Origin of the sequence: Ralstonia pickettii (assembly GCF_000607165.1) — a bacterium.
Lineage (GTDB): Bacteria > Pseudomonadota > Gammaproteobacteria > Burkholderiales > Burkholderiaceae > Ralstonia > Ralstonia holmesii.
The window spans coordinates 656,241-679,614 of the sequence record NZ_JFZG01000006.1; the positions used below are offsets into that span (position 1 = coordinate 656,241).

21 protein-coding genes are annotated in these 23,374 nt (G+C 63.5%); 3 read left to right on the forward strand and 18 right to left on the reverse strand.

Annotated features, from left to right (window positions below):
• Positions 1-223: 223 nt before the first annotated feature.
• From BG83_RS0109365 to BG83_RS0109405, 8 genes are all read right to left on the reverse strand, one after another.
• Positions 224-1,150 carry a cation diffusion facilitator family transporter gene (locus BG83_RS0109365; protein ID WP_024976469.1) on the reverse strand — a complete coding sequence of 309 codons (927 nt, stop codon included), beginning with the start codon at positions 1,148-1,150 and terminating at the stop codon, positions 224-226.
• Between the two features lie 192 nt (positions 1,151-1,342).
• Positions 1,343-2,719: an ATP-binding protein gene (locus BG83_RS0109370; RefSeq protein WP_024976470.1), complete on the reverse strand. Its 1,377-nt coding sequence runs from the start codon at positions 2,717-2,719 to the stop codon at positions 1,343-1,345.
• Positions 2,716-3,390 (reverse strand): response regulator, encoded by a 675-nt coding sequence (locus BG83_RS0109375; protein WP_024976471.1) that lies wholly within the window; start codon positions 3,388-3,390, stop codon positions 2,716-2,718. The genes BG83_RS0109370 and BG83_RS0109375 overlap by 4 nt, the downstream gene beginning before the upstream one ends.
• Before the next feature lie 31 nt (positions 3,391-3,421).
• Positions 3,422-4,153, reverse strand: a complete 732-nt coding sequence (locus BG83_RS0109380; RefSeq protein WP_024976472.1) for a cytochrome b/b6 domain-containing protein — start codon at positions 4,151-4,153, stop codon at positions 3,422-3,424.
• Positions 4,125-4,616: a diheme cytochrome c gene (locus BG83_RS0109385; RefSeq protein WP_024976473.1), complete on the reverse strand. Its 492-nt coding sequence runs from the start codon at positions 4,614-4,616 to the stop codon at positions 4,125-4,127. Before BG83_RS0109385 ends, BG83_RS0109380 begins: the two co-directional genes overlap by 29 nt.
• A 48-nt stretch (positions 4,617-4,664) precedes the next feature.
• The gene (locus BG83_RS0109390) at positions 4,665-5,081 is read right to left on the reverse strand and encodes a DUF1924 domain-containing protein (protein ID WP_024976474.1); all 417 of its coding nucleotides are present in this window, start codon (positions 5,079-5,081) and stop codon (positions 4,665-4,667) included.
• A gap of 484 nt (positions 5,082-5,565) precedes the next feature.
• Positions 5,566-6,531 carry a dienelactone hydrolase family protein gene (locus BG83_RS0109400; RefSeq protein WP_024976475.1) on the reverse strand — a complete coding sequence of 322 codons (966 nt, stop codon included), beginning with the start codon at positions 6,529-6,531 and terminating at the stop codon, positions 5,566-5,568.
• A 72-nt stretch (positions 6,532-6,603) separates the two neighbouring features.
• On the reverse strand, positions 6,604-7,503 hold the full coding sequence (locus BG83_RS0109405; RefSeq protein ID WP_024976476.1) for a LysR family transcriptional regulator: 900 nt from the start codon (positions 7,501-7,503) through the stop codon (positions 6,604-6,606).
• A 103-nt stretch (positions 7,504-7,606) separates the two neighbouring features.
• Between BG83_RS0109405 and BG83_RS0109410 the strand changes: the two genes are divergently transcribed.
• Both BG83_RS0109410 and BG83_RS0109415 read left to right on the forward strand, forming a co-directional pair.
• Entirely contained in the window at positions 7,607-8,470 is an 864-nt protein-coding gene (locus tag BG83_RS0109410) for an SDR family oxidoreductase (RefSeq protein WP_024976477.1), read from the forward strand.
• A gap of 206 nt (positions 8,471-8,676) precedes the next feature.
• Positions 8,677-10,179 (forward strand): sensor domain-containing diguanylate cyclase, encoded by a 1,503-nt coding sequence (locus BG83_RS0109415; RefSeq protein WP_024976478.1) that lies wholly within the window; start codon positions 8,677-8,679, stop codon positions 10,177-10,179.
• Positions 10,180-10,245: 66 nt separating this feature from the next.
• Here BG83_RS0109415 and BG83_RS0109420 read toward each other — a convergent pair whose 3' ends face one another.
• Together BG83_RS0109420 and BG83_RS0109425 are read right to left on the reverse strand one after the other, a co-directional pair.
• Entirely contained in the window at positions 10,246-11,511 is a 1,266-nt protein-coding gene (locus BG83_RS0109420; RefSeq protein ID WP_051541464.1) for a hypothetical protein, read from the reverse strand.
• Between the two features lie 63 nt (positions 11,512-11,574).
• Entirely contained in the window at positions 11,575-13,872 is a 2,298-nt protein-coding gene (locus tag BG83_RS0109425) for a LamG-like jellyroll fold domain-containing protein (RefSeq protein WP_024976480.1), read from the reverse strand.
• 306 nt (positions 13,873-14,178) lie between these two features.
• On the opposite strand from BG83_RS0109425, the gene BG83_RS0109430 reads away from it, so the two are divergent.
• A complete protein-coding gene (locus tag BG83_RS0109430) occupies positions 14,179-15,093 on the forward strand; it encodes a LysR family transcriptional regulator (RefSeq protein ID WP_024976481.1) in 915 nt (304 codons plus the stop codon).
• Positions 15,094-15,129: 36 nt separating this feature from the next.
• On the opposite strand, the gene BG83_RS0109435 is transcribed toward BG83_RS0109430, so the two are convergent.
• The 8 genes from BG83_RS0109435 to BG83_RS0109470 form a co-directional block, all read right to left on the reverse strand.
• A complete protein-coding gene (locus tag BG83_RS0109435; protein ID WP_024976482.1) occupies positions 15,130-15,912 on the reverse strand; it encodes a substrate-binding domain-containing protein in 783 nt (260 codons plus the stop codon).
• A 55-nt stretch (positions 15,913-15,967) separates the two neighbouring features.
• Entirely contained in the window at positions 15,968-17,263 is a 1,296-nt protein-coding gene (locus BG83_RS0109440) for an MFS transporter (protein WP_024976483.1), read from the reverse strand.
• Between the two features lie 223 nt (positions 17,264-17,486).
• A complete protein-coding gene (locus tag BG83_RS0109445) occupies positions 17,487-18,386 on the reverse strand; it encodes an alpha/beta fold hydrolase (RefSeq protein ID WP_037031763.1) in 900 nt (299 codons plus the stop codon).
• 79 nt (positions 18,387-18,465) lie between these two features.
• On the reverse strand, positions 18,466-19,347 hold the full coding sequence (locus BG83_RS0109450; RefSeq protein WP_024976485.1) for an alpha/beta fold hydrolase: 882 nt from the start codon (positions 19,345-19,347) through the stop codon (positions 18,466-18,468).
• Between the two features lie 115 nt (positions 19,348-19,462).
• Positions 19,463-20,260, reverse strand: a complete 798-nt coding sequence (locus tag BG83_RS0109455) for a substrate-binding domain-containing protein (protein WP_024976486.1) — start codon at positions 20,258-20,260, stop codon at positions 19,463-19,465.
• A 43-nt stretch (positions 20,261-20,303) separates the two neighbouring features.
• A complete protein-coding gene (locus tag BG83_RS0109460) occupies positions 20,304-21,245 on the reverse strand; it encodes an SMP-30/gluconolactonase/LRE family protein (RefSeq protein WP_024976487.1) in 942 nt (313 codons plus the stop codon).
• Positions 21,242-22,543: an MFS transporter gene (locus tag BG83_RS0109465; RefSeq protein WP_024976488.1), complete on the reverse strand. Its 1,302-nt coding sequence runs from the start codon at positions 22,541-22,543 to the stop codon at positions 21,242-21,244. The genes BG83_RS0109460 and BG83_RS0109465 overlap by 4 nt, the downstream gene beginning before the upstream one ends.
• Before the next feature lie 9 nt (positions 22,544-22,552).
• Entirely contained in the window at positions 22,553-23,374 is an 822-nt protein-coding gene (locus BG83_RS0109470) for an amidohydrolase family protein (protein WP_024976489.1), read from the reverse strand.

Sequence of the window (23,374 nt, forward strand, 5' to 3'; positions counted from 1 at the left end):
GGCAAGGCGACCGCTGCCGATAACAACAGACGCAGGCAATCCGCTATCGTAGGCCGCCCTGCGCAGGAGAGCCAACGCTGGCGGCCAGTAATGAATCGCCCCGGCTTTCCTAGACACCCGCGGGCCGTTGGGAATGGCGTTGTTCGAACTCTACCGGTGGTAGTCCGTTACCCCAGGTTGGGAGTGGCTTCTCACAAGCTCACATAACAGGAGTCGGTTGCGATTAAACCGGCACATCCACCGGATCCACATGGGTCATCAAATTGAGCACGTCGTGGCGTTCCATCACGCGGCGGCGAGCCTCCAGTGCGATGTTGTGGCCCTCGCGCACACTGGCGCGGGCGTCGACTTCAAGGTGAGCGTCCACCAGGATCATGTCGCCCATGCGGCGTGTCTTGACGTCGTGTACGCCAAGCACCCCAGGCGTTGCAAGCATAGCTTGGTGGATCGCCTCCACAGTCTCCTCATCGACGGCGCGATCCATCAGGTCGTGCAGGGCTTCCCGGCCGAACTGCCACCCCATGCGGGTCACCATCAGGCCCACGACAAGCGCCGCCACCGGGTCGAGCAGGCGATACCCCAGCACGTTGCCCACAATGCCAAGCGCTACCACCAGCGACGATGCGGCATCCGAACGCGCATGCCAGGCGTTGGCGACCAGCATGCTCGAACGCACCCTTTCGGCCACCGCCAGCATGTAGCGGAACAACAGTTCTTTGGCGGCCAGGGCGCCCAGCGCGACCCATAGACCAATCAGCCGCACCGGCTGGATCGCCTCGACGTGCTCCAGCTTAAGCACCGCGTTCCAGAGCATGCCCACACCCACCGCCAGCAGGAGCAGACCGAGCGCCAGCGAAGCGGCATTCTCGAAGCGTTGATGACCGTAGTGGTGGGTCTGATCCGGCCCCTTCTGGCTATGGTGGCTGGCAAACAGCACCACAAAGTCCGCGATCAGGTCGGACAAGGAGTGGATAGCGTCGGCAATCAGCGCCTGCGAGCCAGCCAGCATGCCAGCCGCCACCTGCGCGACCGTCAGCCCAAGATTGACCGCCACGCTCACAAGGGTGCTGCGCCGGGCGGCGGCCTGCTTGACCACGCTGTCATCAGAATCGGCAGCGATCTCAAGATCGATTTCTTTTGTCTGTTGCATGGGTTATCTGAGCAGTGAGCGTGGGGATGGGGTTCAGGTTGAGCAGTAGCACTCGGTCGATTGCGCAGCCCCGGGCCAATCCATTGAGCATGAGATACGCCGGTGCGACCTTCCACATATAGATGATCTTCGATCCGCGCTGGTGGCCCGTATTCTTCATGGCTTCCATGAAGGGATGAAGTCGCGCATGACCTATTGGTGGATCCCGGACACGCTGGGCTCCAGCGCTGGCCAGATGACGTCGACGCGCAACCCACCGAGACCCGACGAGCGGCCTACCGTAACGCTTGCACCGTGAACTGCCGCGATCCGGCGCACGATCGACCATCCGAGGCCGCTGCCACTCTGTTCCGTTCCGACGACACGAAAAAAACGCTCGCCAAGTCGGTCCTGTTCGGAAGGCGGAAGCCCGGGGCCGCTGTCTTCCACGCTGAGCGCGGCACGTCCGCTTCGGTTCGCTACCGTCACGACGATGTGTGCCTCGGCGGGGCTGTAGCGTATGGCGTTATCGATCAGGTTGCGGGCAAGTGAGGCAAGCAAGGCCCTGTTACCGGTGACCATGCAACACTCCGGGCTCTCCAATTCGATGTGCTGTCGCTTGCCGAGGGCCATTGGCGCAATGTCTGCCATGACTTGCCTTGCCAGTGCGCCAAGGTCAATCGGTTCTATCGACACGCCGGCGTTGGCGTCCAGGCGCGAAAGCAGCAGTAATTGGTCAACCAGATGGGCGGCACGGTCGCACCCTTCCAGCGTTCCGAGCAAGGCATGGCGACGCATGGCGTCGTCTTCGGCGGCCATTGCCACCTGGGCCTGTGCCTTGATCGCGGCAAGCGGCGTGCGTAACTCGTGGGCTGCGTCTGCGGTAAAGCGGCGCTCGGCTTCGATCATGGCCTGAATGCGGACAAAGAGCGCGTTGAGCGCGTCGAGCATGGGCATCATCTCGTCCGGCGCATGGGGCATCCGGACCGGATCAAGCGCTCGCGGGTCGCGCTCAGCAAGCGCGTTGCCCAATTTGCGCAGCGGCAGCATGCCCCGCTTGACCGCCCACCAGACGGCCAAGGCGAGTAACGGCAATGCCAACGCCATCGGCCACAGCATGTTGCGCAGTATCGCTGTCAGGATTGCGGTGCGCGAGTCGATGCGCTCACCAACGTAGACCTGGACGTCCTTATGCACACCCTGCGCTGCAAAGACACGCCAGGCATTGCCCCCGATTCGCACCGTCGCGAATCCGGACGCGGTGTGCTCACCCGGTTTCACCATCGGCTGGTCTGGCGCGTTGGCTGAATGGATGCCCAGTTTCCCTTCGTGAAACACTTGAAAGGCGACCTTGGGCGCGTGGCGATACTGGAGCGGCAGGTCGTGGCTCGGTTCATCGTCTTCGTCGAAGGCCTGCGCATGCTGCATGGCCAGTAGCGCGCCGGCTTGCGCCAGATGGCTGTCCAGCAGTTGATCAATCTCGTCCTGGGCGTCGTACCACGTGATCAATGCAGTGACGAGCCACAGGCCGGCGACGGCGCCAAGCACCAGAAGCAGCAGCCGACCATGGAGCGAGCGCGGCCGCGTCATGGCGCTTCTGCGTTGTCACGCGGCAGCATATAGCCGACGCCGCGCACGGTCAGGATGAGGTCGCTGCCGAGTTTGGCGCGCAGATGATGGATGTGCACCTCCACTGCGTTGCTTCCGACTTCCTGCCCCCAGGTGTACAGGCACTGCTCGAGCTGCTCGCGTGACAGCACGCGCCCTGCGTTCAGCATCAAGGCGTGCAGCAGGTCGAATTCCCGCGTGGACAGCGCAACCGCGCTGCCGTTGCAGAAAACCGTGCGTGACGCCGGCTCAAGCACAATGCCGCGCGCGCGCAGCTGCTCCGTGGGATGGCCATGTGCGCGGCGCACCAGCGCGCGAAGTCTCGCACTGAGTTCGTGCAGATCGATGGGCTTGACAATGTAGTCATCGGCGCCGAGATCGAGACCGCGTACGCGATCCGGTATCGCGTCTCGCGCGGTCAGCACCAGGATGGGGACCGCGATGCCTGCGGCGCGCACCTTTCGCAGCACGTCCACACCGTCCATGCGCGGCAACCCAAGATCGAGTATCGCGGCCACGTAGGCGTCCGTGCGCAACTCGCGCCACGCCGCCTCACCGTCACGCACCCAATCGACCAGGAAGCCCTGCTGCTGCAGGCCCGCCCGAATGCCGTCGCCAAGCAGCGAATCATCTTCGACAAGCAGGATGCGCACGGATCAGATCTCCGCTCGATACCGGGTTGGATCAATAGTCGTCTCTGACTGCACCGTGTTGCTTCGCGGATGCTGAAGGTCGGTCAGCGGCCCCAGCCGGCGGCGCGGACTGCCATTGCACCCACCAGAAGCCCAGCACCGCCACCAGCATCAGCACCGCGAGGCTCCACCACGCGCGGCGGATGCTCTCATTCGGCAAGCCCGTCTTGCGTCCGCTGATCATCGCGCCAACCAGATTCTCACGGTGCAGCCAACTGCTGGCGAAGACGGCGAGAACATGAACGCCCACCAGTGCAAGCATTGCGTTGGCGATGCCCTCGTGCAGTTCGCCGAGCCAGTCACCGCCGACATCGTTGTAGGTGACCCAGCCCGTTCCTGCCAGGCCGCACGCCATCAGCAGCAAGGCGATGATAGCAAGCGCACCAGCGGGGTTGTGGCCAATATGGTGCTCCGGCTGACCGCGCATGATGCTGGTCAAATAGCGGAGTGTGGCGGCGGGGGACCGTATGAAGTTGGAGAACCTGGCGTATCGCGTACCCACCATGCCCCACACCAGCCGAAAGCCGACCAGTGCAGCCATCGTGTAGCCGAGTGTGATGTGGACAAGGCGCCACTGCTCACTTTCCGCAGTCAAGTAGGCGCCAAGGAAACTCAGCGCCAGCAGCCAGTGGAACAGACGAGTCGGCGCATCCCAAACCAGGATGCGGCGAGCGATGGAATCGGGTTTCATGGTTTTAGCGTGGGATGCGGACATCGTGTTCATTGAAATTGCCCTGATCCGCCTTGGTATGGCAGGCGACGCAGTTCGAGGCGCTCTTGATGGAGGGCCGGCGCCACACCGCAGCGGGCACTTCGTCGTGGGTGCGTGCAAACCACGCCGAGCGGGTGATCCGGTCCTCGGGCGGCGGGGGCATCGACCTCGAGCGATCCGCCGCGTTGGCCGTGAGCCATTGATCAAGCTGCTTGACGGTGGCGGGGTCCAACGACGCATCCGTCCCATAGTGGTGCTGCAGGTTGCCCACAATGCGCTGCCACGAGCTGGCAGGTAGCATGCCCGGCGGATAGGCAATGTGGCAGGACGCGCATTCCTGGCGATACTTGGGCAGCAGCGGTGCTGCGCGCACGCCAGGCCCCTCTTCGGCGGCGGCGAGAAACGACAGCGCCAGGCCCGCGACTGCCAAGCAAGCGCGTGCAGTTGGGCTTGTAACGATGAAATGTCCAGACATTGAGATGCTCCGAATCAGGTCAGGAATTGCGTGGCGTGCTGAACGGTCCTACTTGCCGAGAGTCATCAGCCAACTCAGGACGTCTGCTTTTTCGGCTGCCGTGCACTCACGCCCGACCACGTCGTTGCAGTTGCGCCGAAACCATTTCTCGGTCTTGGCGACATCGGTAAAACGCTCTGGGTTGAATGCCGGAGCCAGCGGCGCGATCGACTTGCCGGTCGCGGCATGCCGGCCGGTTTGCGTTGGCGGATTGCCATGGCAAGAAGCACAGCTCCATTCACGGCCGTGCTTGGATGTAAAAAACTGCTGCCCGCGGGACGGGTCGGAGGGGGTTCCGGCCTGCGCTCGATATTGGTCGAGCAGTTGCGCGGGCGCTTGCGCATTTGCCAGGGGAGCGGCAACGGCTAGCGCCAACGCCAAGACCGAATGCAGGCGGGCAGCAGGAAGAAATTTGGGGGTTGGCATCACGGCCTCTCACGCTGAGGAATGCCTTGATGCTCTCGGATTCTTCTTAACGGATTCTTAAGCGATACCCCGGAAACCATTTCAGTGGCCCGATCAAGGATCGGCCCGCTTGCATGGATTTCCTATCGATAGGTTTCGGATGCGGTGTGGCAAAGGCCGAGCGACGAAGGGGCCCTCACCCCGAGGCCCCGCTCGTTGCGCCCCAAGCAGCTGCCGGTACCGGAGTCAGTCAGTAAGGAGAGCGCCAGCGCGGTCATTCCGCCCGGCTTGCCTCGGCATTCCCGCCCGTCACGGGAATGCATCAATCGGCTTTTATTGGCTGTAGCCCCGCCGCTCTATGGCGGCTAGCGCATCCCACGTCTGCGGATCGCCGAACATGATGACTGCCGCTTTCAGCCATCGCAGAGCGGCCGTGGGGCGCGGGAATGCGTTCATAGATGGGGCTCGCACGTTGGATGTGGAAAAGGTGTGCAGATGCCTGAATCTACTGCCGTGAGAAGAGCGTGCTCAGATACGCACGAACGTCACGGATGGCCGCTTCGCGTGCCTGGGCGTTCGCTCCGACATGCGGGCCCAATTGAACGCATGCATCCTTGAAGGTGAACTCGGATTGCGTGGCGAGGTTGATCAATATCCCCTTCTCGTCTTCGGCAATCTCGCACGCGCGCACGGTTTGCGAGCCCTTGGCTACGGTGGGTGCCATGTCGAACGGCAGATCGAATGCATGAGGCGCATCGGGGTACACCGTCATCGCGACATCGTTGCCGGCCTTGCGCAGGCGGTCTACATAAGCCGCGCATTTTTGGGGCGGGTCGTAATCGTCCGCAGCGCCATGGAACTCTCGGATGGGGGCATCAACGTCGGTGTCGTCGCGATAACGCGTCATGCAGTCGGGATAAAACGGAATGTATGCCTGGAAGCGCGCACCGCTGGTATTCCACAGCCGGTGAAGCCTGCGCATCGCCGCATACAGCGTGGCCTGCCCGCCGCGCGAAAAACCCATCAGCACGATCCTTTTGGAATCGATTCTCGGATGATGCGCCAGAACGGAAAGCGCACCATATGCGTCGATGATGAGATTCAGCCGACCCAGTTGGCTTTGGTCACGACTTGTCGAAACGATGCCTCGCCCCGTGAAGCCGTCGATGGCGAAGGTAGCGATGCCCATGGCATTGAATATGCGCTCCCACATCTCAATGTTGGGGCCAATGCCGCTGGAACCGTGAATGAGCACCACCACCGGCTGGCGCCCGCTCGCCTGGGCAAGGCGCAGTACGCCACCCACCATTACCGGCTTTCCATCTTTGCTGCCGGTCAGGGCCTGACTGTCCGACAGCGTGAGCGAGGGAATCGCATGCACTTCGACATGCGCAGCAATATCACCGCTTTGCGCGTGCGATGTGGTGGCCCAGCAGCACAGGGCAAGAGCGAAAACAGTTAACCACTTCATTGCTTATTCTCCTGGCGTCAGGCTTCGGCTCTAATCGTACCGCGCGAAATCTGATCGCGCTGCCCCCGGATTCTATGGCGAGAAATGGAGATAGGCCGCCAACTCTTCGGGCTCGCCCGTCGGAAACGCGTCTTTGAGGTGGTCGAGAAAAGCGGAAACACGGGCGCTGAGCAAACGCCTGGAAGGATAAAGCGCCCATAGCGCGATTTCGGGGCCGTCCACATCACCCCAATGCACCAACGTGCCGGCCTCCAGATCGTGGGCCACGAGCGACACCGGCAGGCACGCTGCGCCCACGCCAAGACGGACTGTGTCGCGCACCATGATCAGCGACGACAGGTGTGCGACGGGCTTGATCGCTATGCGCGACTTTCCCTCCGGTCCGGTGATATCCCAGGCGGTGCTTCCAGTGCCGGGGCCGCGAAGGACGGCCGGCGCAACGGCCTTACCTGATGGCCGCTCCAGTTCCGGCTTTGCCACGACAACGAGGCGGTCACGCAAGAACACGCGCCCGATCAGACTTTCGTCCGGGTCCGGGTTGACTCGGATCACGAGGTCATAGCCCTCCTCGATCATGTCGACGCCACGGTCTTCGGTCGTCACCTCCAACTGCACCTCGGGACATTTCAACGCGAACGTGGCAACCAGCTTGCCCATGGCAATTTGGGAAAAGAGCATCGGCGCGCTGATGCGCAGACGCCCGCGTGGCCGCTCGCTTCCTGACGCAATTGCCGCGGCGCTCTCGGCAATCTCGGTGAGCAGCGCGCCGGTACGCTCGTAAAGCGCATGTCCCTCCTGCGTGAGCTTGAGCCCGCGGGGCCCGCGCTCAAACAGCCGAAGATCGAGACTGCCCTCCAGCTCCGAGACCCTGCGAGACAGCGTGGCCTTCGGACGCCCGGTCGCGCGCGCGGCCTCGCCAAAGCTTCCATGCCGGGCAACCAGGTTGAAATCGGCAAGCGCAAGCAAATCCATGTGTTCCACCAGTGAGATACCCTGTCTATTTATAGCATCTTCCGGACCACAGATGGATCACCTACCTTAGCTGGGAACGCAACCCACTCAAGGAGTGAACATCATGACCATCCTCGTTACTGGTGCTACCGGCCGCGTCGGCCGCCAAGTCGTCAATCAGCTCGTCAATCGCGGTGCGAACGTGCGCGCGCTGGTTCGCGACCCGTCGAAAGCCGACTTCCCGGCCAGCGTGAATGTCGTGCAGGGCGACATGCTGGATCTCGAATCGCTTCGGCGTGCCTTCATCGGTGTCCGGACACTGTTCCTGCTCAACGCGGTTGCTGGGGACGAATTCACCCAGGCGCTCATTGCGCTGAACGTTGCCCGCGAATCCGGCGTTGAGCGCGTCGTCTATCTGTCGGTCATGCACGCCGAGCGCTTCGTGAACGTGCCGCACTTTGCGGTGAAGTCCGGCGCAGAACGCATGATCGAGCAGATGGGCTTCAGCGCCACCATCCTGCGTCCGGCTTACTTCATGGACAACGAGCACATGGTCAAGGACGTCATCGTCAACCATGGCGTCTACCCAATGCCGATCGGCAGCAAGGGGGTCGCCATGGTCAACACGCGCGATATCGCAGAAGTGGCGGCCATCGAACTGATCCGCCGGGACACGGCACCGGGCAAGCTGCCGATCGAGACCATCAACCTGGTGGGCCCCGACACGCTGACGGGCCCTGAACTGGCCTCCATCTGGTCACAGACCCTTGGCCGCCCCGTCGTCTACGGCGGCGACGATCCAACCGGTTTCGAGAACAACGCGGCGAACTTCCTGCCCAAATGGATGGCCTATGAGATGCGCCTGATGGCCGAGCGTTATGTCAGCGATGGCATGGTTCCGCAGGCTGGCGATGTTGAGCGTCTGACCAGCATCCTGGGCCGACCGCTGGGCTCGTATCGTGAGTTCGCCGCCGCGCTCGCCGGCTAAGCCGCATGCAGGCGTGGCGGGCATCTCGGCCGAATTGGAAAGGCCTGCAATAAAAGCCGCTCGTCGGACTGCAGTTTTTCTGTCTTGTGCCGATTACCAGCGGGGATGGCGTGCTACGCACACATCAATACCGCCTCCAGATCGACCGCACTCTGTCTCGCCAAACAGGCAGACGTGCGGTCTGTCGTCGCGCCCAAGACCACGACATGCCTCTTCGCCCATTCGCCCGACGGCTGGCCACATCGGCAGGCCAACATCCTTTTGTTGTTGGGGCGGTGGGAACGCTGCTGACATTGATTGTCCTGGCAATCAGTGTACTGACGCTGTGGGCCAACCGTGAAACGGCCATCGAGCACGCTCACGAAACCTCGAGGAATGTCGCGGCCGTTCTGGCAAGCCACATCTCGCGCACCGTTGAATCGGCAGATCAGTCGCTGCAGACGCTGATCGCCGCACTCGACAAACCCAGCATCCGACACCTCGATCCGGAGATCCGGCACGATCTGCTGTTCAGCCCGACAGCCTCTGCCCGGTATGTCACGGGCATGGGCGTCACAGACGACAAGGGCCGGCTCATCGACGGTTGCTGTTCTGTGACACACCACTGGGATTTCAGCGACCGCGATTACTTCATCGTCCATCGCGACCACGCAAACGTTGGCCTCTACACGTCCGCCGTCTATAAGGCGCGCTCACGCGCAGGCGTGGAGGCCATTGCGCTGAGCCGAAGGATGAACCGCGCCGACGGGACGTTCGCGGGCACCGCATTGGTCGCGATCGATCTCGATTACTTCAAGCAGCTTCTTGAGAAGCTGGATGTCGGGCCGCGCGGCATCACGGCCATCGTTCGCACCGACGGAACGCTGGTGGCGAGAAATCCGCCGCCCGGCGCAGCCCGCGCGCTCAATCTCAGCAAATCGTTGACGTTCCCGCGCATGGTGAATCAGGAGTCCGGCTTCTACGTAGCACCGTCGGCCAGCGACGGCGTGCTGCGCCTCTATACGTTTCAACGTGTACCGGGCACACCCTTCATCGCCGTGGTGGCTCCGGCAATGAGCGATGCACTTGCGCCCTGGCAACGGCTGTCGTGGATCGTCGGGTTGTCGTCGCTGTCGGTCAGCCTTGCCTTCTGCGCAGGTGTCTGGCTCCTGGCTTTTGCGCTGCGGGGCCGCGTGATGGCTGAAAACCACCTGCGCGAGCTTACGCAAACCGACCCGCTGACCGGCCTGAAGAACAGGCGCGCACTGGATGTCGCACTGGAGAACGAGTGGGACCGCCTGCAACGGAATGACAGTCGCCTATCCGTGCTCTTTGTCGATGCCGATCACTTCAAACGCTACAACGACGAGCACGGGCATGCACAGGGCGACTCCGCGCTCCAGTACCTCGCCAACTGCATTTCCAAGCATGCGCGTCGACGCGGCGACCTCGCAGCCCGATACGGCGGTGAAGAGTTCGTGGTGTTGTTGCCAGACACGGGCGAAGCCGGTGCCAGGCGAATCGCTGAAGCGATACGCGCCGAAGTCGAAGAAAACCGCACCGCAATCGGGAGCTCAGGCTTGGCTCCCTTCACCGTGAGTGTCGGTTGCGCTACGGGGCGCCGCTCGAGCTTCCCGTCGCTGGATGCGTTGACCAAGGCCGCGGACGATGCGCTCTACGAGGCCAAGCGCAAGGGGAGAAACCGCGTTGACTACGCGACAACTGCGTAGCCTCGCAAACAGGGTGTGCTCGCGGCATATAGCCCGCGAGCAGCCCCGCATAAGCGCCGCGCCCGGTTATTGCAGCGTGGCCCCGCCCCCGCCGAGATACAGACCGAGCAGGCGCGCAAACTGGCCACCGTCGGTGTTGATCGTCGTCTGGTACGTACCGCCCGAGCCGAAGACGACCGCGAAGGTATGGCCGTCGCCGTATTCCTGTGTGTTGCGCAGCATGTAGTCGACGCGGTTATCGCGATAGTGCTGGTTGGTGCCGCCCGGCGTGCTGGACGGCACACCCAGCGGCGTCTGCCACCACAGAATGGGCAACCCATTGCCCAGTGCGGTCCGATAGTCCAGGTAGCTGCTTTGCGACTGATGGAAATTCGGCGTGTTGATGTTGGCCTCGTCCCAGTAGAACGTGCCGCTGCGGCCCGTGCATTCCGACACCGTGGCGGCTTCGAGGCAGCCGGCGTCACGGTCGCTGGTCTGGGCGACGATGAAGTCGGCCTGGTGCGCACCGGCGGCACGCATTTCCCCCGCAACCGCTGTCGGCGATCCCGACCAGAACGCCGGTGGGAAGCCGATCAACGTCTTGGGAGCGATCTGGCGAGCCATCTGCACCAGACACTGCCCGAGGCCGGCGGCTGTGTTGGGCAGGCTGCTGCATTCGGGCTGGCTGTTCACCACCGCGGCCATCTGCGTCGGATCATGGTTCGGTGCCTGCGCCCATACGTAGCCCCAGAAGTCGGGCTCGAGGTTGACCAGCACGGGCGCATTCAGGGCGGCAATGCGTTGATACATCAAGCGCGCCTGGCTCCAGTACGTGTTCATGAACGTTGCATCGTTGATGCCGCTCAGGTTGCCGTCACCGTTCTGCGCCATTTGGTAGAAGGTGAACATCGGCGTTGCGCCATAGGCCTGGGCGGCCTGCGCGCTGTACGTGATGTAGGCGCCGTCGGGGCTGTTCCAGTAGGGCCATGAGCCGGGTCCCGCGCCTACGAGGTAGACGTCGATGATGTCAGGACGAATGCCCTGGCTTTGCATGTCCGAAATCGACTGACCCGACCCGAGCCCGACGAGCACGCGCGAAGGCTTGCCCAACTTGGCGACGAGCGCGGCGCTGGCTGACAGGCTGGATGTGCTGCCGCCGGTGGTTCCACCTCCAGTTCCGCCGCCATTTCCACCGGTCTGGCCACCAGTGGTGCCTCCGTTGGTGCCGCCTTGCGTTCCAGTGCCGCTGCCTGTCGTGCTACTGCCCTGCGTGCTATCGGACCCGCCGCCGCAGCCAAATAGCGCGAACGCAATCGCGGCGACGGCAATCCATCGTTGAGAAAACACGGTCATCAAAAAATCCTTGAAAGAAAAGATGCATCGGATTGCCGGGGCCCTCCATCGGGCCCGTGGCAATCAACTCGCCATGAGCGATGCGATCTGGGCAGCGCTGAGCGCGCCGCGATAGATGCGGAAATCATCGATCCGGCCGTTGAACGTCGGGTCTGTGCTGTATTGCGATTTGCCCAGCCAGTTCTGTGTGGTGCTCTCCAGGCGGAACGGTGCCTGGAACATGGCTGTGTTGGTGCTGACGGCCGCACCGTTCACGTACAGCGTGCCGGTGGAGCCTGATAGCGTCACGGCAACATGCACCCATTGCTTGCTGGGCAGCTCGGTGGGGGCGTCAATGATCTGTTCCGGCGGGCCATCGCCGGGGCCATTGGCCGTCATGGCGAAGCGTATGCCAGCCCAGCCGCTTCGCAACTGCGCGCGGGGCGTCAACATCAGGTAGCGGTGAAAGCCCGTTCCGAAGTCGAACAGGCGGGCCCATGTTTGCGAGCCATTCCAGAACACCCACGCTGCGATGGTGAAGTCCGACACGTCGACCAGAAGGTCGTTTGGCAACGCCACGTAGCCACCCGAGCCGTTAAGCGAGACCGCGTTGCTGCTGCGACCTGCGCCCCATGCCGCACCATTGAGCGTGCCGTTGCGCCCGTTGCCGGAGCGATCGGCTGCGGTGGTGCCGCTGCCCTCATCGAAGGCGAGATGCGTGAGCAGCTGCACCGCCGTGATGGCCTTCACCTCGTTGGAGACAGCCGATTCACCACCAATCGTTTGCGCTGTCACGACATAAAAATACGTGCCGGCAGCGGGCGGCGTATCGGTATAGGTCAGCAGATCGGTGATTCCGCTGCGGATGGTGGTGTACGGGCCACCGGCCATCGTCGCGCGCTTGACGTTGTAGCTGGTGGCGTTGCTGGTGCCCCACCACGACAACACAACCTTGCCCGCGCTGGCATAGCCCGTGAGGCCGCTCGGCGCCGCAGCGGGTGTTCCAGGGTCGAGCGTGCACGTGAGCGTGCCATAGCCAAGCTGATCGAAGCCGCCACTGTTGGGGCCGTAGTTGCCGCCACCGCCTTCCGGCGCCACGAGGTCAGCCGCGCGCTTCGTGTAAGGCGCCGCCAGGCCTTTCCGGTTGATGTAATGGTTGGCCACCAGCGCCCAGCACGGGCGGCCCAAAGCACCGCCCTGCCCACCGGTGGAGAACTGCGTCTGGATGACGCCGGCGCTGTTCTGGTACGTGACAAAGGGCACCGAATAGAACGTGCCGTCCGGCTGTGTCAGGTTGGCCTTGGCGACGTACTCGGCGCCCGCCAGGAAGCGGTTGTTGTCATAGCCGTACAGATCGATGCCCTGGTTCCAGGCCATCTCGCAAATGGCGCCCGTCAAGGCAATGCCGAGCGTGGTGTGGCCCTGATCGCGGCCGGCTTCCTGCCATTGTCCGAGGTTGCCGGGGTGCATGTAGTACACGGCCTGCCGGATACAGCCGTTGCTGCCCCCCGTCTTGAAATGGGTGATGGCCTCGTTGACGAGATCGGCATCGTCACACAGCACCCCAATGGCCAGAATGCACGCGATGTTGGACAGGCCCCAGTTGGCCCAGTAGTGCGTGTCCATGGCGGTGTCGATACGCGTCAGGAAAGCATGACTGACAGGGTAGAAAACCTTGCGCATCATCGACTGGAACGCGGCCAGGCCAGCCGGGCTCCAGCCGCTGTAGCTGCGCATGATTTCGGCCGCGTTGGCGAACTCGTAGCCGTAGATGCCAGCGGCCAGCGCCACGTCACTGCCGCCCAGCGTTGTCAGCGTCGAGGCCCACTGGTCGAGATATTCGATGGCTTTATCGGCGTATTGCTTGTCGTCCGACACTTTCCAGCGCAGCGCGTCGCCGTAGGCAGCGGCGATGTCGTGGTAGAGCGTGCCGTAGTTCTGACCATGTGTCGGGTCATTGCCCCGGTAGATGGCGACTTGCGGATTCGGCTTGTTCGTCAGGCGAGTGTGGCCATTCGCAACCAGCACGTTCCAGCTATCGATCCAAGGGGACGCATGCGCCCCCACCTTGGTGCGCATGCGCGCGAAATCCGCTTCGGTATGCAGCAGGCCGGGATGCGTGAAACTCTGGATCTGCACGGTGCCCGCGGGCGGCGCGACGGGCGTCTTGTTGATCGGGGAGCCCGGCGCGGTGGTGCTCCCGCCTGTCGTTGTCGCAGGGGCGACGCTCGCAGCTTCGGCATCATCGCCCCCGCCCCCGCAACCGGCCAGCAGCGAGGCTCCCAGCCCCATCACGAAGTGTCGGCGCGAAATTTTCGTGATGCTGCCCGGCTGGCAAACCGCTTCCAACAGCGGCTCCCCTGGCACCTGCTTGTTGCTCATACACCCTCCCAACTTTTTTGTTGTCGTCAAACCGTGCGCAAGGCTGCACGAACCATGCCACACCCCCTACGAAAGAGGGGTGACGGGGCGTGGTGCGACATGTGACACGAAGCGTCGGTGCAGTTCAATGCATTGGCAGGTTTGATGAGCTTTTTTGATAAAGCGCGCGTGCGCTTTCCGACATGGTTCCTTGCGCAAATGGGGGCATCATCGTGACAGCAGCATCGCTTCCGTCCTTCTCCGCCCCGTGTCACCCCGTGATAAATCGCGCAAAATGCTGCGCATCTGGGATGTGGAGGCTGGCCCGTGGGCATCAACTTCGATTTGACGGACTTGCAGGCGTTTCGCGCGGTGGTGGAGTTGGGCAACTTCCGAAAGGCCGCCGAAGCGATCAGCATTTCCCAGCCCGCGCTGAGCCGCCGGATCGACAAGCTCGAGAGCGCGCTGGGCGTGCCCCTGTTCGAACGCACCACCCGCAGCGTCACGCTCACCACGGTCGGCCGCGTGTTCGCACGCAGCGCAGAACAACTGCTCGACGATCTCGACGTCGCCCTGCTCGGCATCCGCGACGTGTCATCGAGCCGCCTTGGGCACGTGACCATCGCCTGCGTGCCGTCGGTGGCCTATTACTTTCTGCCCAGCCTGATTGCGACCTATCACCGCCGCTTTCCACGCATCAGGGTCAAGCTGCTGGATGCAAGCGCGAACGAGGTGCTCGGGGCGGTCATTAGCGGCGAGGCAGATTTTGGCGTGAGCTTCATGGGCAGCCAGGAGCCCGAGATCGAATTCAAGATGCTGCTGCAGGAGCGGTTTGTTGCCGCCTGCCGGCGCGATCATCCGCTTGCCCGAAAGAAGCGCGTGACGTGGAATGAGCTTTACGCGCACGAATACGTGTCAGTGGACAAGACGTCCGGCAACCGACTGCTGCTGGACCAGGCGCTGTCGGCCGTAGCGCCGCGTGCGCCAAGCGTTTGTGAGACGCGGCACGTCACCACCATGCTGGGGTTGGTTGAAGCTGGGCTTGGTGTTGCTGCGGTGCCATCGATGGCCATGCCTGGGAATGACCACCCGATTCTCACGAGCGTGCCGCTGGTCGAGCCGGTGGTGAACCGGCGCGTAGGCATTGTGAAGCGGCGCGGCCGGGCGCTCACGCCGGCCGCAGAGGAATTTCACCGGATGATCATTGAAGCAAAGCGTGGCGGGATGGCGAGCGATGCATAGCATGGGCCGCTTGGCCCATCGCCACGCCGCCCTGCCTCAATGCGCAGTCACCGAATCGAGCCCGGTCGATTTCACGTCTGCCTGCACTCCAGGCGAAGCAAGATAGTCGAGTAGCGCCTTCGCTTCCTTCGGATGCTGTGCCCCAACCGGGATGCCCGCAGCAAAGCGCGTGACCGACTGCAGCGACTCCGGGATCTTTCCGACGAAGGTGGCACCCTGCACCGGCAGAAGCTCGCTCACTTGCTGAAAGCCGATTTCGTAGTCGCCGGTGGCCACCACCGATGCCACCGGAATGCGCGGGACCATCTTCGCTTTCGCCTTGACCTGCTCTTCAATGCCGAGCTTCTTGAACAGCTCGCGCTCGATATAGACGCCGCTCGCGCTGTCCGAGTAGGCAATCGACTTGGCATGCAGCAGCACTTGCTTGAGGCCCTCCGGCGAGCTGATGTCGGGCTTGGCCGCGCCTTCACGCACAACCATGCCGATGCGCGAGTCGGCCAGTTCCACGCGCGAGTCTGGAATGACCTTGCCTTGCTTGATCAGATCGTCGAGTGCGTAGCCGACCATGATGACGGCGTCGGCCGGCTCACCGCGCGCAAGCCGATTTGGAATCGCTTCGGGCGATTTGCCCATCGAGGGTCCAAGTGCGGTGTTGAGCGTGTTGCCTGTCTGCGATGCAAATTTCGGCCCGAGCATCTTGTAGGCGGCGGTAAAGCCACCGGAGCTCATGACGTGCAGCTCGGCAGCCTGAACGTTGACCGCAATGGCTGAGGTTGCGACGAGCGCGGCTGCGCACAGTTTCAAAAACAGAGTCTTCATGGTGATGGTCGTGCCAGGTCGTACGTGTTTGTGAGTATCTGGAGCGCGCTCTGCGTCAGTGGGCCGGAGCCAGCGTCACCGCGCGGCGGCGATACAGCGTCAACGTCGCCAGGAGCGCGCACACAGCGGCAAAACTCATCCAGTAGCCGGGGGCGGCCTTGTCGCCGGTCATGTGGATGGCGGCCGTCGAGATGGCGGGGGTAAAGCCGCCAAACACTGCCGTCGCAAGGCTATAGGCAAGCGAGAATCCGGCAACGCGCACCTGCACGGGCATCACTTCCGTGAGCGCGACAACCATCGCGCCGTTGTAGATGCCGTACATGAACGACAGCCAAAGCAGCACGAGCAGCATGTTCATGAAGCTCGGCGCGTGAGCGAGGAACGAAAGCGCCGGATAGGCGGTGGCAATCGTGAGCACCGTCATGCCGATGAGCAGCGGCCGGCGACCGATCCTGTCGGAGAGCGCGCCACCAATCGGCAGCCACACGAAGTTCGACACCCCCACACACAGCGTGACGAGCAGGCTGTCGGCCGTGCTCAGGTGCAGAACGGTCTTCCCGAACGTGGGCGCATAGACGGTGATGAGGTAGAAGCTCGTGGTGGTCATCGCCACCAGCATCATGCCGGCGATGACGACGCCCCAGTTTTGCACCAGCGTGCTGAGCACATCCTTCATGCTCGGACGATGCTTGCGTGCCTTGAACTCCTGCGTTTCCTCAAGATTGCGGCGCAGCACGAAGATGAACGGCACGATCATGCAACCGACGAAGAACGGCACGCGCCATCCCCATGCGGCAATGGCCGGTGCGCTCAGCCATTGGTTGAGCGCAAACCCCAGGCCCGCCGCCACCACAATTGCGACCTGCTGGCTGGCGGACTGCCAGCTTGTGAAGAAGCCCTTGCGGCCCGGCGTAGCCATCTCGGCCAGGTAGACCGATACGCCACCCAACTCGGCGCCCGCCGAGAAGCCCTGCAAGAGGCGCCCGAGCAACACGAGCGCAGGTGCCAAGAGGCCGATCGTGGCGTAGCCGGGAACGAATGCGATCAGCACGGTGCCGCTTGCCATGATGGACAGCGTGACGATCAGGCCCTTTCGGCGGCCGACGTCGTCAATGTACGCACCGAGCACGACGGCGCCCAGCGGCCGCATGAGGAACCCGGCGCCAAAAACGGCGAAGGTCATCATCAGCGAGGCGAATTCGCTATCGGTGGGAAAGAAGACGTTGGCGATCTGTGTGGCGTAGAAGCCGAACAGGAAGAAGTCGAACTGCTCCAGGAAATTCCCGGCGGTGACGCGGAAGACCGCGGCGGCCTTTGATTGCCCGGTCGAAAGGCTGGACTGGGGGTGCATCGAGGTGTCTCCTGGAAGCCAAAAAAAGAATACGCCGTCGAACGGCGTTTGTCGTTTTGGCAATGTTCGCCGGGAGACCAACAAACGAGAAGTGCAATTTTCGGAAGAATTGATGTGCTTTGGTTATCAATCCCTTTGCCCTTCCTCGCGGGGTTTTCCGTCCAATTAGGCAAGCTGTGGAGGCGAATCACGGACCCAGCCTCCACATGGCAAGCACGTTCGATTACTGCTTGGCGGGTTCTGCGTACACGCGCTTGGCGAACGTTGCGATCGCATCCGCCATCGCCTTGGGCTGTTCGGGTGCAAATGCATGGCCTGCATTCGGCACCACAACCACCGTCACACGATCGCCCAGCATCGATTTCAGAACCTGCGAGAAGCGGCGCGGCGCTACTGCATCGTGCTCGGCCTGGAGGTCCAGGATCGGCGCAGTGCCAGCCGCAAAGTACGCATCCACCGGCGTCACGTTGCGGGCATGGGACTCCGCCTCATGCGTCTCTTCGTGCCAGCCATCGAGCCACACGCGTGGGTCATTGCCCGGCGCAAAGAAGGCCTGTCGCAGATACGCAAGGCGCTGCGCTTCCGAAAGACGCATATCACCCGCGCCGTCGATGGCTTTACGCATCTCTGCGTTGATCGGCTTTTCGGTCGAACCCGGCGGCACCTTGCCGGCCGAAGCCGCAACCAGAACGACGCCGCGCACCAGCTCGGGCCGATCCACCGCCACCATGCGTGCCGGGAAATTGCCCCAGGCGTGGCCCACCACAACTGCGGGCCCTTGCTTCTCGTGCTCGATCACGGCAGCAACATCGGCGGCAAAGGCATGCATGTCCAGATCGGTCATGGGCCCTTTGCTCTGGCCGATGCCGCGCGGCTCAGGACGCAACACGCGGAAGCCATCGGCGACGAGCTGGTTTGCAACCTGGTCGTAATCGCGCCCCGAACGGCCCAGCGACGGCAGGATGACGATCAACGGGCCCTTGCCCTGCCGCATCACCTCAATCTGTACGTTGCTGTACTTGACCAGTTCACGATCAATCTGACCGGCATCCGTTGCTGCCAGTGCAGAGAAGGAAAGCATGACCGCAGCCAACGCGGTACAGCCGTACTTGATCAATTTCATGATGTTCTCCTTGGTGTGCTTGGTGTGGATAGGCATGCCACGCGGATGCGTCGGCCTGCGCGTTGTTGTGTTGACGAAATCAGGACGCGCCCGCATAGACACGTCGGGCGAAGCGCGCGATGGCGCGGCTCATCGCCGCGGGCTGCTCGGGCGCCATGGCGTGCCCGGCATCTGGAATCACTTCCACCGTCACGCGGTTGCCCAGCATGGGCTTGAACACGTTGGGCACGACCACGGCGTCGTACTGCGCTTGCAGATCAAGCATGGGCACCGTGCCGCCCGCGAAGTACGCATCCACAGGCGTGACGTTGCGGGCGTGGGCCTGCGCGTGGTGCGCATCCGAATACCAACCGCCAAGCCACGGCTTGGGGTCGTGGCCGGGAGCAAAGAACGCCTGACGCAGATATTCCAGACGCTTTGCCTCGGGCAGCGCGAGGTTGCCGGAGCCGTCAATCGCTTCGCGCAACCGGCCATAGGGCTTCTCGTTGGAACCGGGCGGCAGCTTGCCGGCAGAAGCTGCGGCCATGACGAGGCCGCGCACCAGGTCAGGCCGATCCACCGCCAGCATGCGCGCCGGCTGGCTGCCCCAGGCATGCCCCACCACGACAACGGGCCCCGTCTTTTCCTGATCGAGCACGGCGGCAACGTCGGCTGCAAACGCATGCATGTCGAGATTCGCCATCGGGCCCTTGCTCTGGCCAATGCCGCGCGGTTGCAGCCGCAGGACACGCAGCCCATCGGCTGCAAGCAGGCGGGCCACCTCATCGTAGTCTTCCGCGCCGCGCCCAAGCGACGGCAGGATGACAACAGTCGGGCCGCGCCCCTGGCTGAGCGTTTCGATCTGCACGTTGCCACGGCGCACGAGCGTCCGCTGTACGTCTGCTCCGTTGTTTGGCGGCGCGGCGCACGCCGCCATCACCAAGGTCAATGCGGCGCCCAGAAGGCACTTCTGCAACGTCATGGAGTCTCCTTTTCCGGGATCTGGCCCGGTTGTTTTTTGCTTCGGGCAGCAGTTGCCCCTCGCGGCAGGAAACCCACCGCGATGCAACGGACAACGGCAACGAATCAGGCGATTTCTATTTGGTGGGGATCGGGTCGAGCCCCGTCTGGACCAGCTTGGCGGCGACTTCCGGAGAACGCAGATACGTGATGAGACCTTCAGCGGCCTGGCGCTCCTTGGCATCTTTTGCCACTGCAACGGCAATCACGCTCGTCTTCTGCACCTCGGCGGGCAGCGGCCCCACATATTGGATGCCGCCGAATGCCCGCAGCTCGCTGATCTGCTGCAGGCCCAGATCCGCCTCGCCGCGCTCAAGCGCCGAGCCGACCAGCTCCTTGCCCCGGATCAGCACGCTCTTGGTTTTCATCTGCTCGGCAATCCCGAGACGCGCGAACAGCGTGCCGGTGATGTAGGTACCGCTGGCGCCTTCCGAAAACGCCACAGACTTGGCCGCCAACAAGGTTTGCCGCAGATCGTCAACGGTCTGGATATTCGGCGTGGGCAAGCCCTTGCGCACTGCAACGCCCACGCCTGACGCCACCAGGTCAACGCGCGACTCCGGAATGAAGCGCCCTTGCTTCACTTGATCCGTCAAGGCAGCGCCGATCATGAAGCACACATCCATCGGCTCGCCGTTCTTGATTCGCATCGGCAAGGCGTCGGGCGAGGTGCCATAGGACGGCCCCCACGCGATGATCAGATGGTTGCCCGACTGCTGCTCGTACGCCGGTATGACCTTCTCGAAGGCCGCGTGCAACGCGCCGGTCGCCAGCACGTGCACATCTGCGGCCCAGGCGGCACTTGTGGCGGCAATGAGCGGTATTGCACAGAGGCTGCGCACGGCAAAGCGGCGCACGCTGGATTGGAATGGCATGTCGTGTCTCCTCGTTCGTTATTGGTGTAGGGGTGGCGCAGGGCTAGACTGCCCCGCGTGTGTTCACGTACAGGGCATAGAGCGATGTGGTGGACGCCATGAACAGGCGATTGAGGTGTCGGCCGCCGAAGCACAGGTTCGCGCAACGCTCCGGCAGTGCGATGTGACCGATCGCGGTGCCGTCGGGGGCGAACACGCGCACGCCATCAAGCTCTGCCGACCCCGTGCCCCAGCCGCACCACAGGTTGCCGTGCGCATCGACGCGAAAGCCGTCCGGCGCACCGTCCGCGGCGTCGATCAACACACGGCGCTCGCCAAGCGCATTGCCGTCGAACACGTCGAATGCCAGGATCTCGCGCGGCCGCGCACGCGATGCCACCACATACAACGTCCGCTCATCCGGCGAGAACGCCAATCCGTTGGGGCCGAGCACATCGTCGGCAACACAGTCCAGTCGCCCGTCGCGCGGGTCGATCCGATAGATGCTGGCCGGCAACTGCGGCTCGGCAATCTGGCCCATGTAGTCGCTCACCAGGCCGAACGGCGGATCGGTAAACCACACTGCGCCGTCGCTTGCGACCACCACATCGTTGGGCGAATTCAGCGGCTTGCCTTCAAACTCGCTGGCCAGCACGGTGATGCTGCCGTCGTATTCCGTGCGCGTGACGCGGCGCTGGCCGTGCTCGCAGGCAATCAGCCTGCCCTGCCTGTCGCGCGTCAGGCCGTTGGCCTTGTCTGAGGGCGCGCGGTATGTCGCCACCGCGCCGGAGGCCTCGTCCCAACGCAGGATGCGATCGTTGGGCAGGTCGGTCCAATAGAGCGCCCCTGCGTCCCCAAACCAGACGGGGCCTTCGGCCCACCTGCAGCCGGTCCAGAGGCGTTCGACCTTGGCGTGCGGCAGACGGTAGTGCTCGAAGCGCGGGTCCAGGATACGCACGGCCGGATCTGGCGTGCGCAGGCTCGGCTGCCACCCATCGTTGCTCATCGCCGGCCCTCCTTGATGCGGCCCAGCAGCACCATAGAAAGCAGCGTCGCGAGAACCAGCATGGTGCCCATGCCGATCAGCCCGGCCTTGAACGAGCCCGTGGCGTCTTTCAGCCAGCCCACCATGTACGGGCCGAACAACCCGCCAAGGCTGCCCACCGAGTTGATGAACGCCAGCCCGCCGGCGGCGGCCTGCTTGTCCAGGAACGTGGCCGGGATGCTGTAGAAGCACGTGCGCACGGATGACAACCCCACCACCGCCACGGTCAAGCCCAGCATGGCCGGCACCAGCGCATCGGACGCAACCGACACAAAGAAACCCAGCGCCGCCACCGCACAGGTGATCACCAAGTGCAGAACATAGCGCTGCGTGCGCGCCACCACGCGTGCCCAGCCCAGCATCACCAGGGCGCCAACAACATAGGGCAGCGCCGTGGCAAAGCCCACCTGCGTGTTCGACAGGTGATGCGTCTTGAGGATGGTCGGCATCCACACACCAATGCCGAGAATGCCGATGATGTAGCTGAAGAGAATGGCCGTGAGCAGCCAGACGCGGGCGTCCTTGAGCGCCGGCCCGAGGCGATGCTCGACCGCCGCGCTGCGCTCCCGCTCGATGGCAGCCGCCAGGGCGGAGCGCTCCTCTGCCGTAAGCCAGGCTGCGTTGTCCGGCCGATCGGTCAGCATGCGCAGGCACAGCAGGCCCAGCACGCCGGCCGGCAACCCCTGCAGGATGAAGAGCCATTGCCAGCCGTGCAGCCCGAGCCAACCGTCCAGCTCCAGCATCGATACCGACAGCGGCCCGCTGAACACCGACGACAGCGGAATAGCAGCGAGGAACCAGCCCATCATGCGCGTGCGATACCGCGACGGAAACCACAACGTCAGATAGAAGATGACGCCGGGAAAGAACCCCGCCTCGCCAATCCCGGCGAGCAAGCGAATCGCCGCATAGCTGTTGGGGCCCACGGCGAAGCTGGTGGCGGCGGCAAACAAACCCCACGTGATCATGATCCGCGCCAGCCAGCGACGTGCGCCGTAGCGATACAACGCCAGGTTGCTCGGCACCTCGAACAGGCAATAGCCCACGTAGAAGATGCCGGCCGCCAGGCCAAACTGGGCCGCGCTCAGGCCCAGGTCGCGGTTCATGGTCAGCGCGGCAAAGCCGACGTTGGTCCGGTCGAGATAGTTGACGAAGTAGGCGAGCGACAGCAGCGGAATCAGGCGCCAGGCGGCCTTGCGGCAGGCGCTCTGCTCAGCAGTGTGCTCTGCCTGGGCGGCATCGATGAGGGTGGCTTGCATGGCGATGCCTCAGAAATAGAGCCGTTGCGGGTTATGAACGAGCACGGCTTCAGCCGCTTCAGCACCGCAGGCTTCCTGCACGAACGCGAGCAGGCTGCTGTCGTCGGGCACGTCGCCCTTGATGTTGGGGTGCGGCCAGTCCGTGCCCCAGATGGCCCGCTCTGGCGCCGCCTGCGCCAGCCGCCTGACCAGCGGCAGCGCTGCAGTCCATGGCGGCGCTGCGCCTTGCATCAGGCGGTCGACACCGGAGAGCTTGATCCACCGATTGTCTTTACGCAGATGGCGCTCCAGCTCGCGCACGGCGGCTTCATCCAGCGGGCGGGTCGCATCCTGCCGGCCCATGTGGTCGATCACCAGCGGCACGTCGAGGTCTTCCCACGCATCGAGCACCGGCAGAAGCTGATCCAGTTGCCCATGCAGCAGCACGTGCCAACCCATCGGCCCAACGCGCTCGGCGAGTTCGCGCAAGCGGTCCAGATCGCGCTCGCCCGGCAGGTGGCCCATGAAGTTGAAGCGGATGCCGCGGACGCCGCCCTCGTGCAATTCGCGCAGGGCGTCGTCACTCGTGGTGTGGTCGACCAGCGCGACGCCGCGATAGCGCCCGTGCGTCATGGCCAGCGCCGACAGCAGCGCACGGTGATCGGACTGGTAGCACGCCGCCTGCACCAGCACGCCGTGCGTGACGCCCAACTGCTCATGCAACGCAAGCAGTTGCGTCATCGGAGCTTCCACCGGGCGATACGACGCGTCGGCGGGCAGCGGAAACGCGTCCCAGGGCCCATAGATGTGCGTATGGCAATCCCACACGCCGCCGTTCAGCTCGCCTTGCAT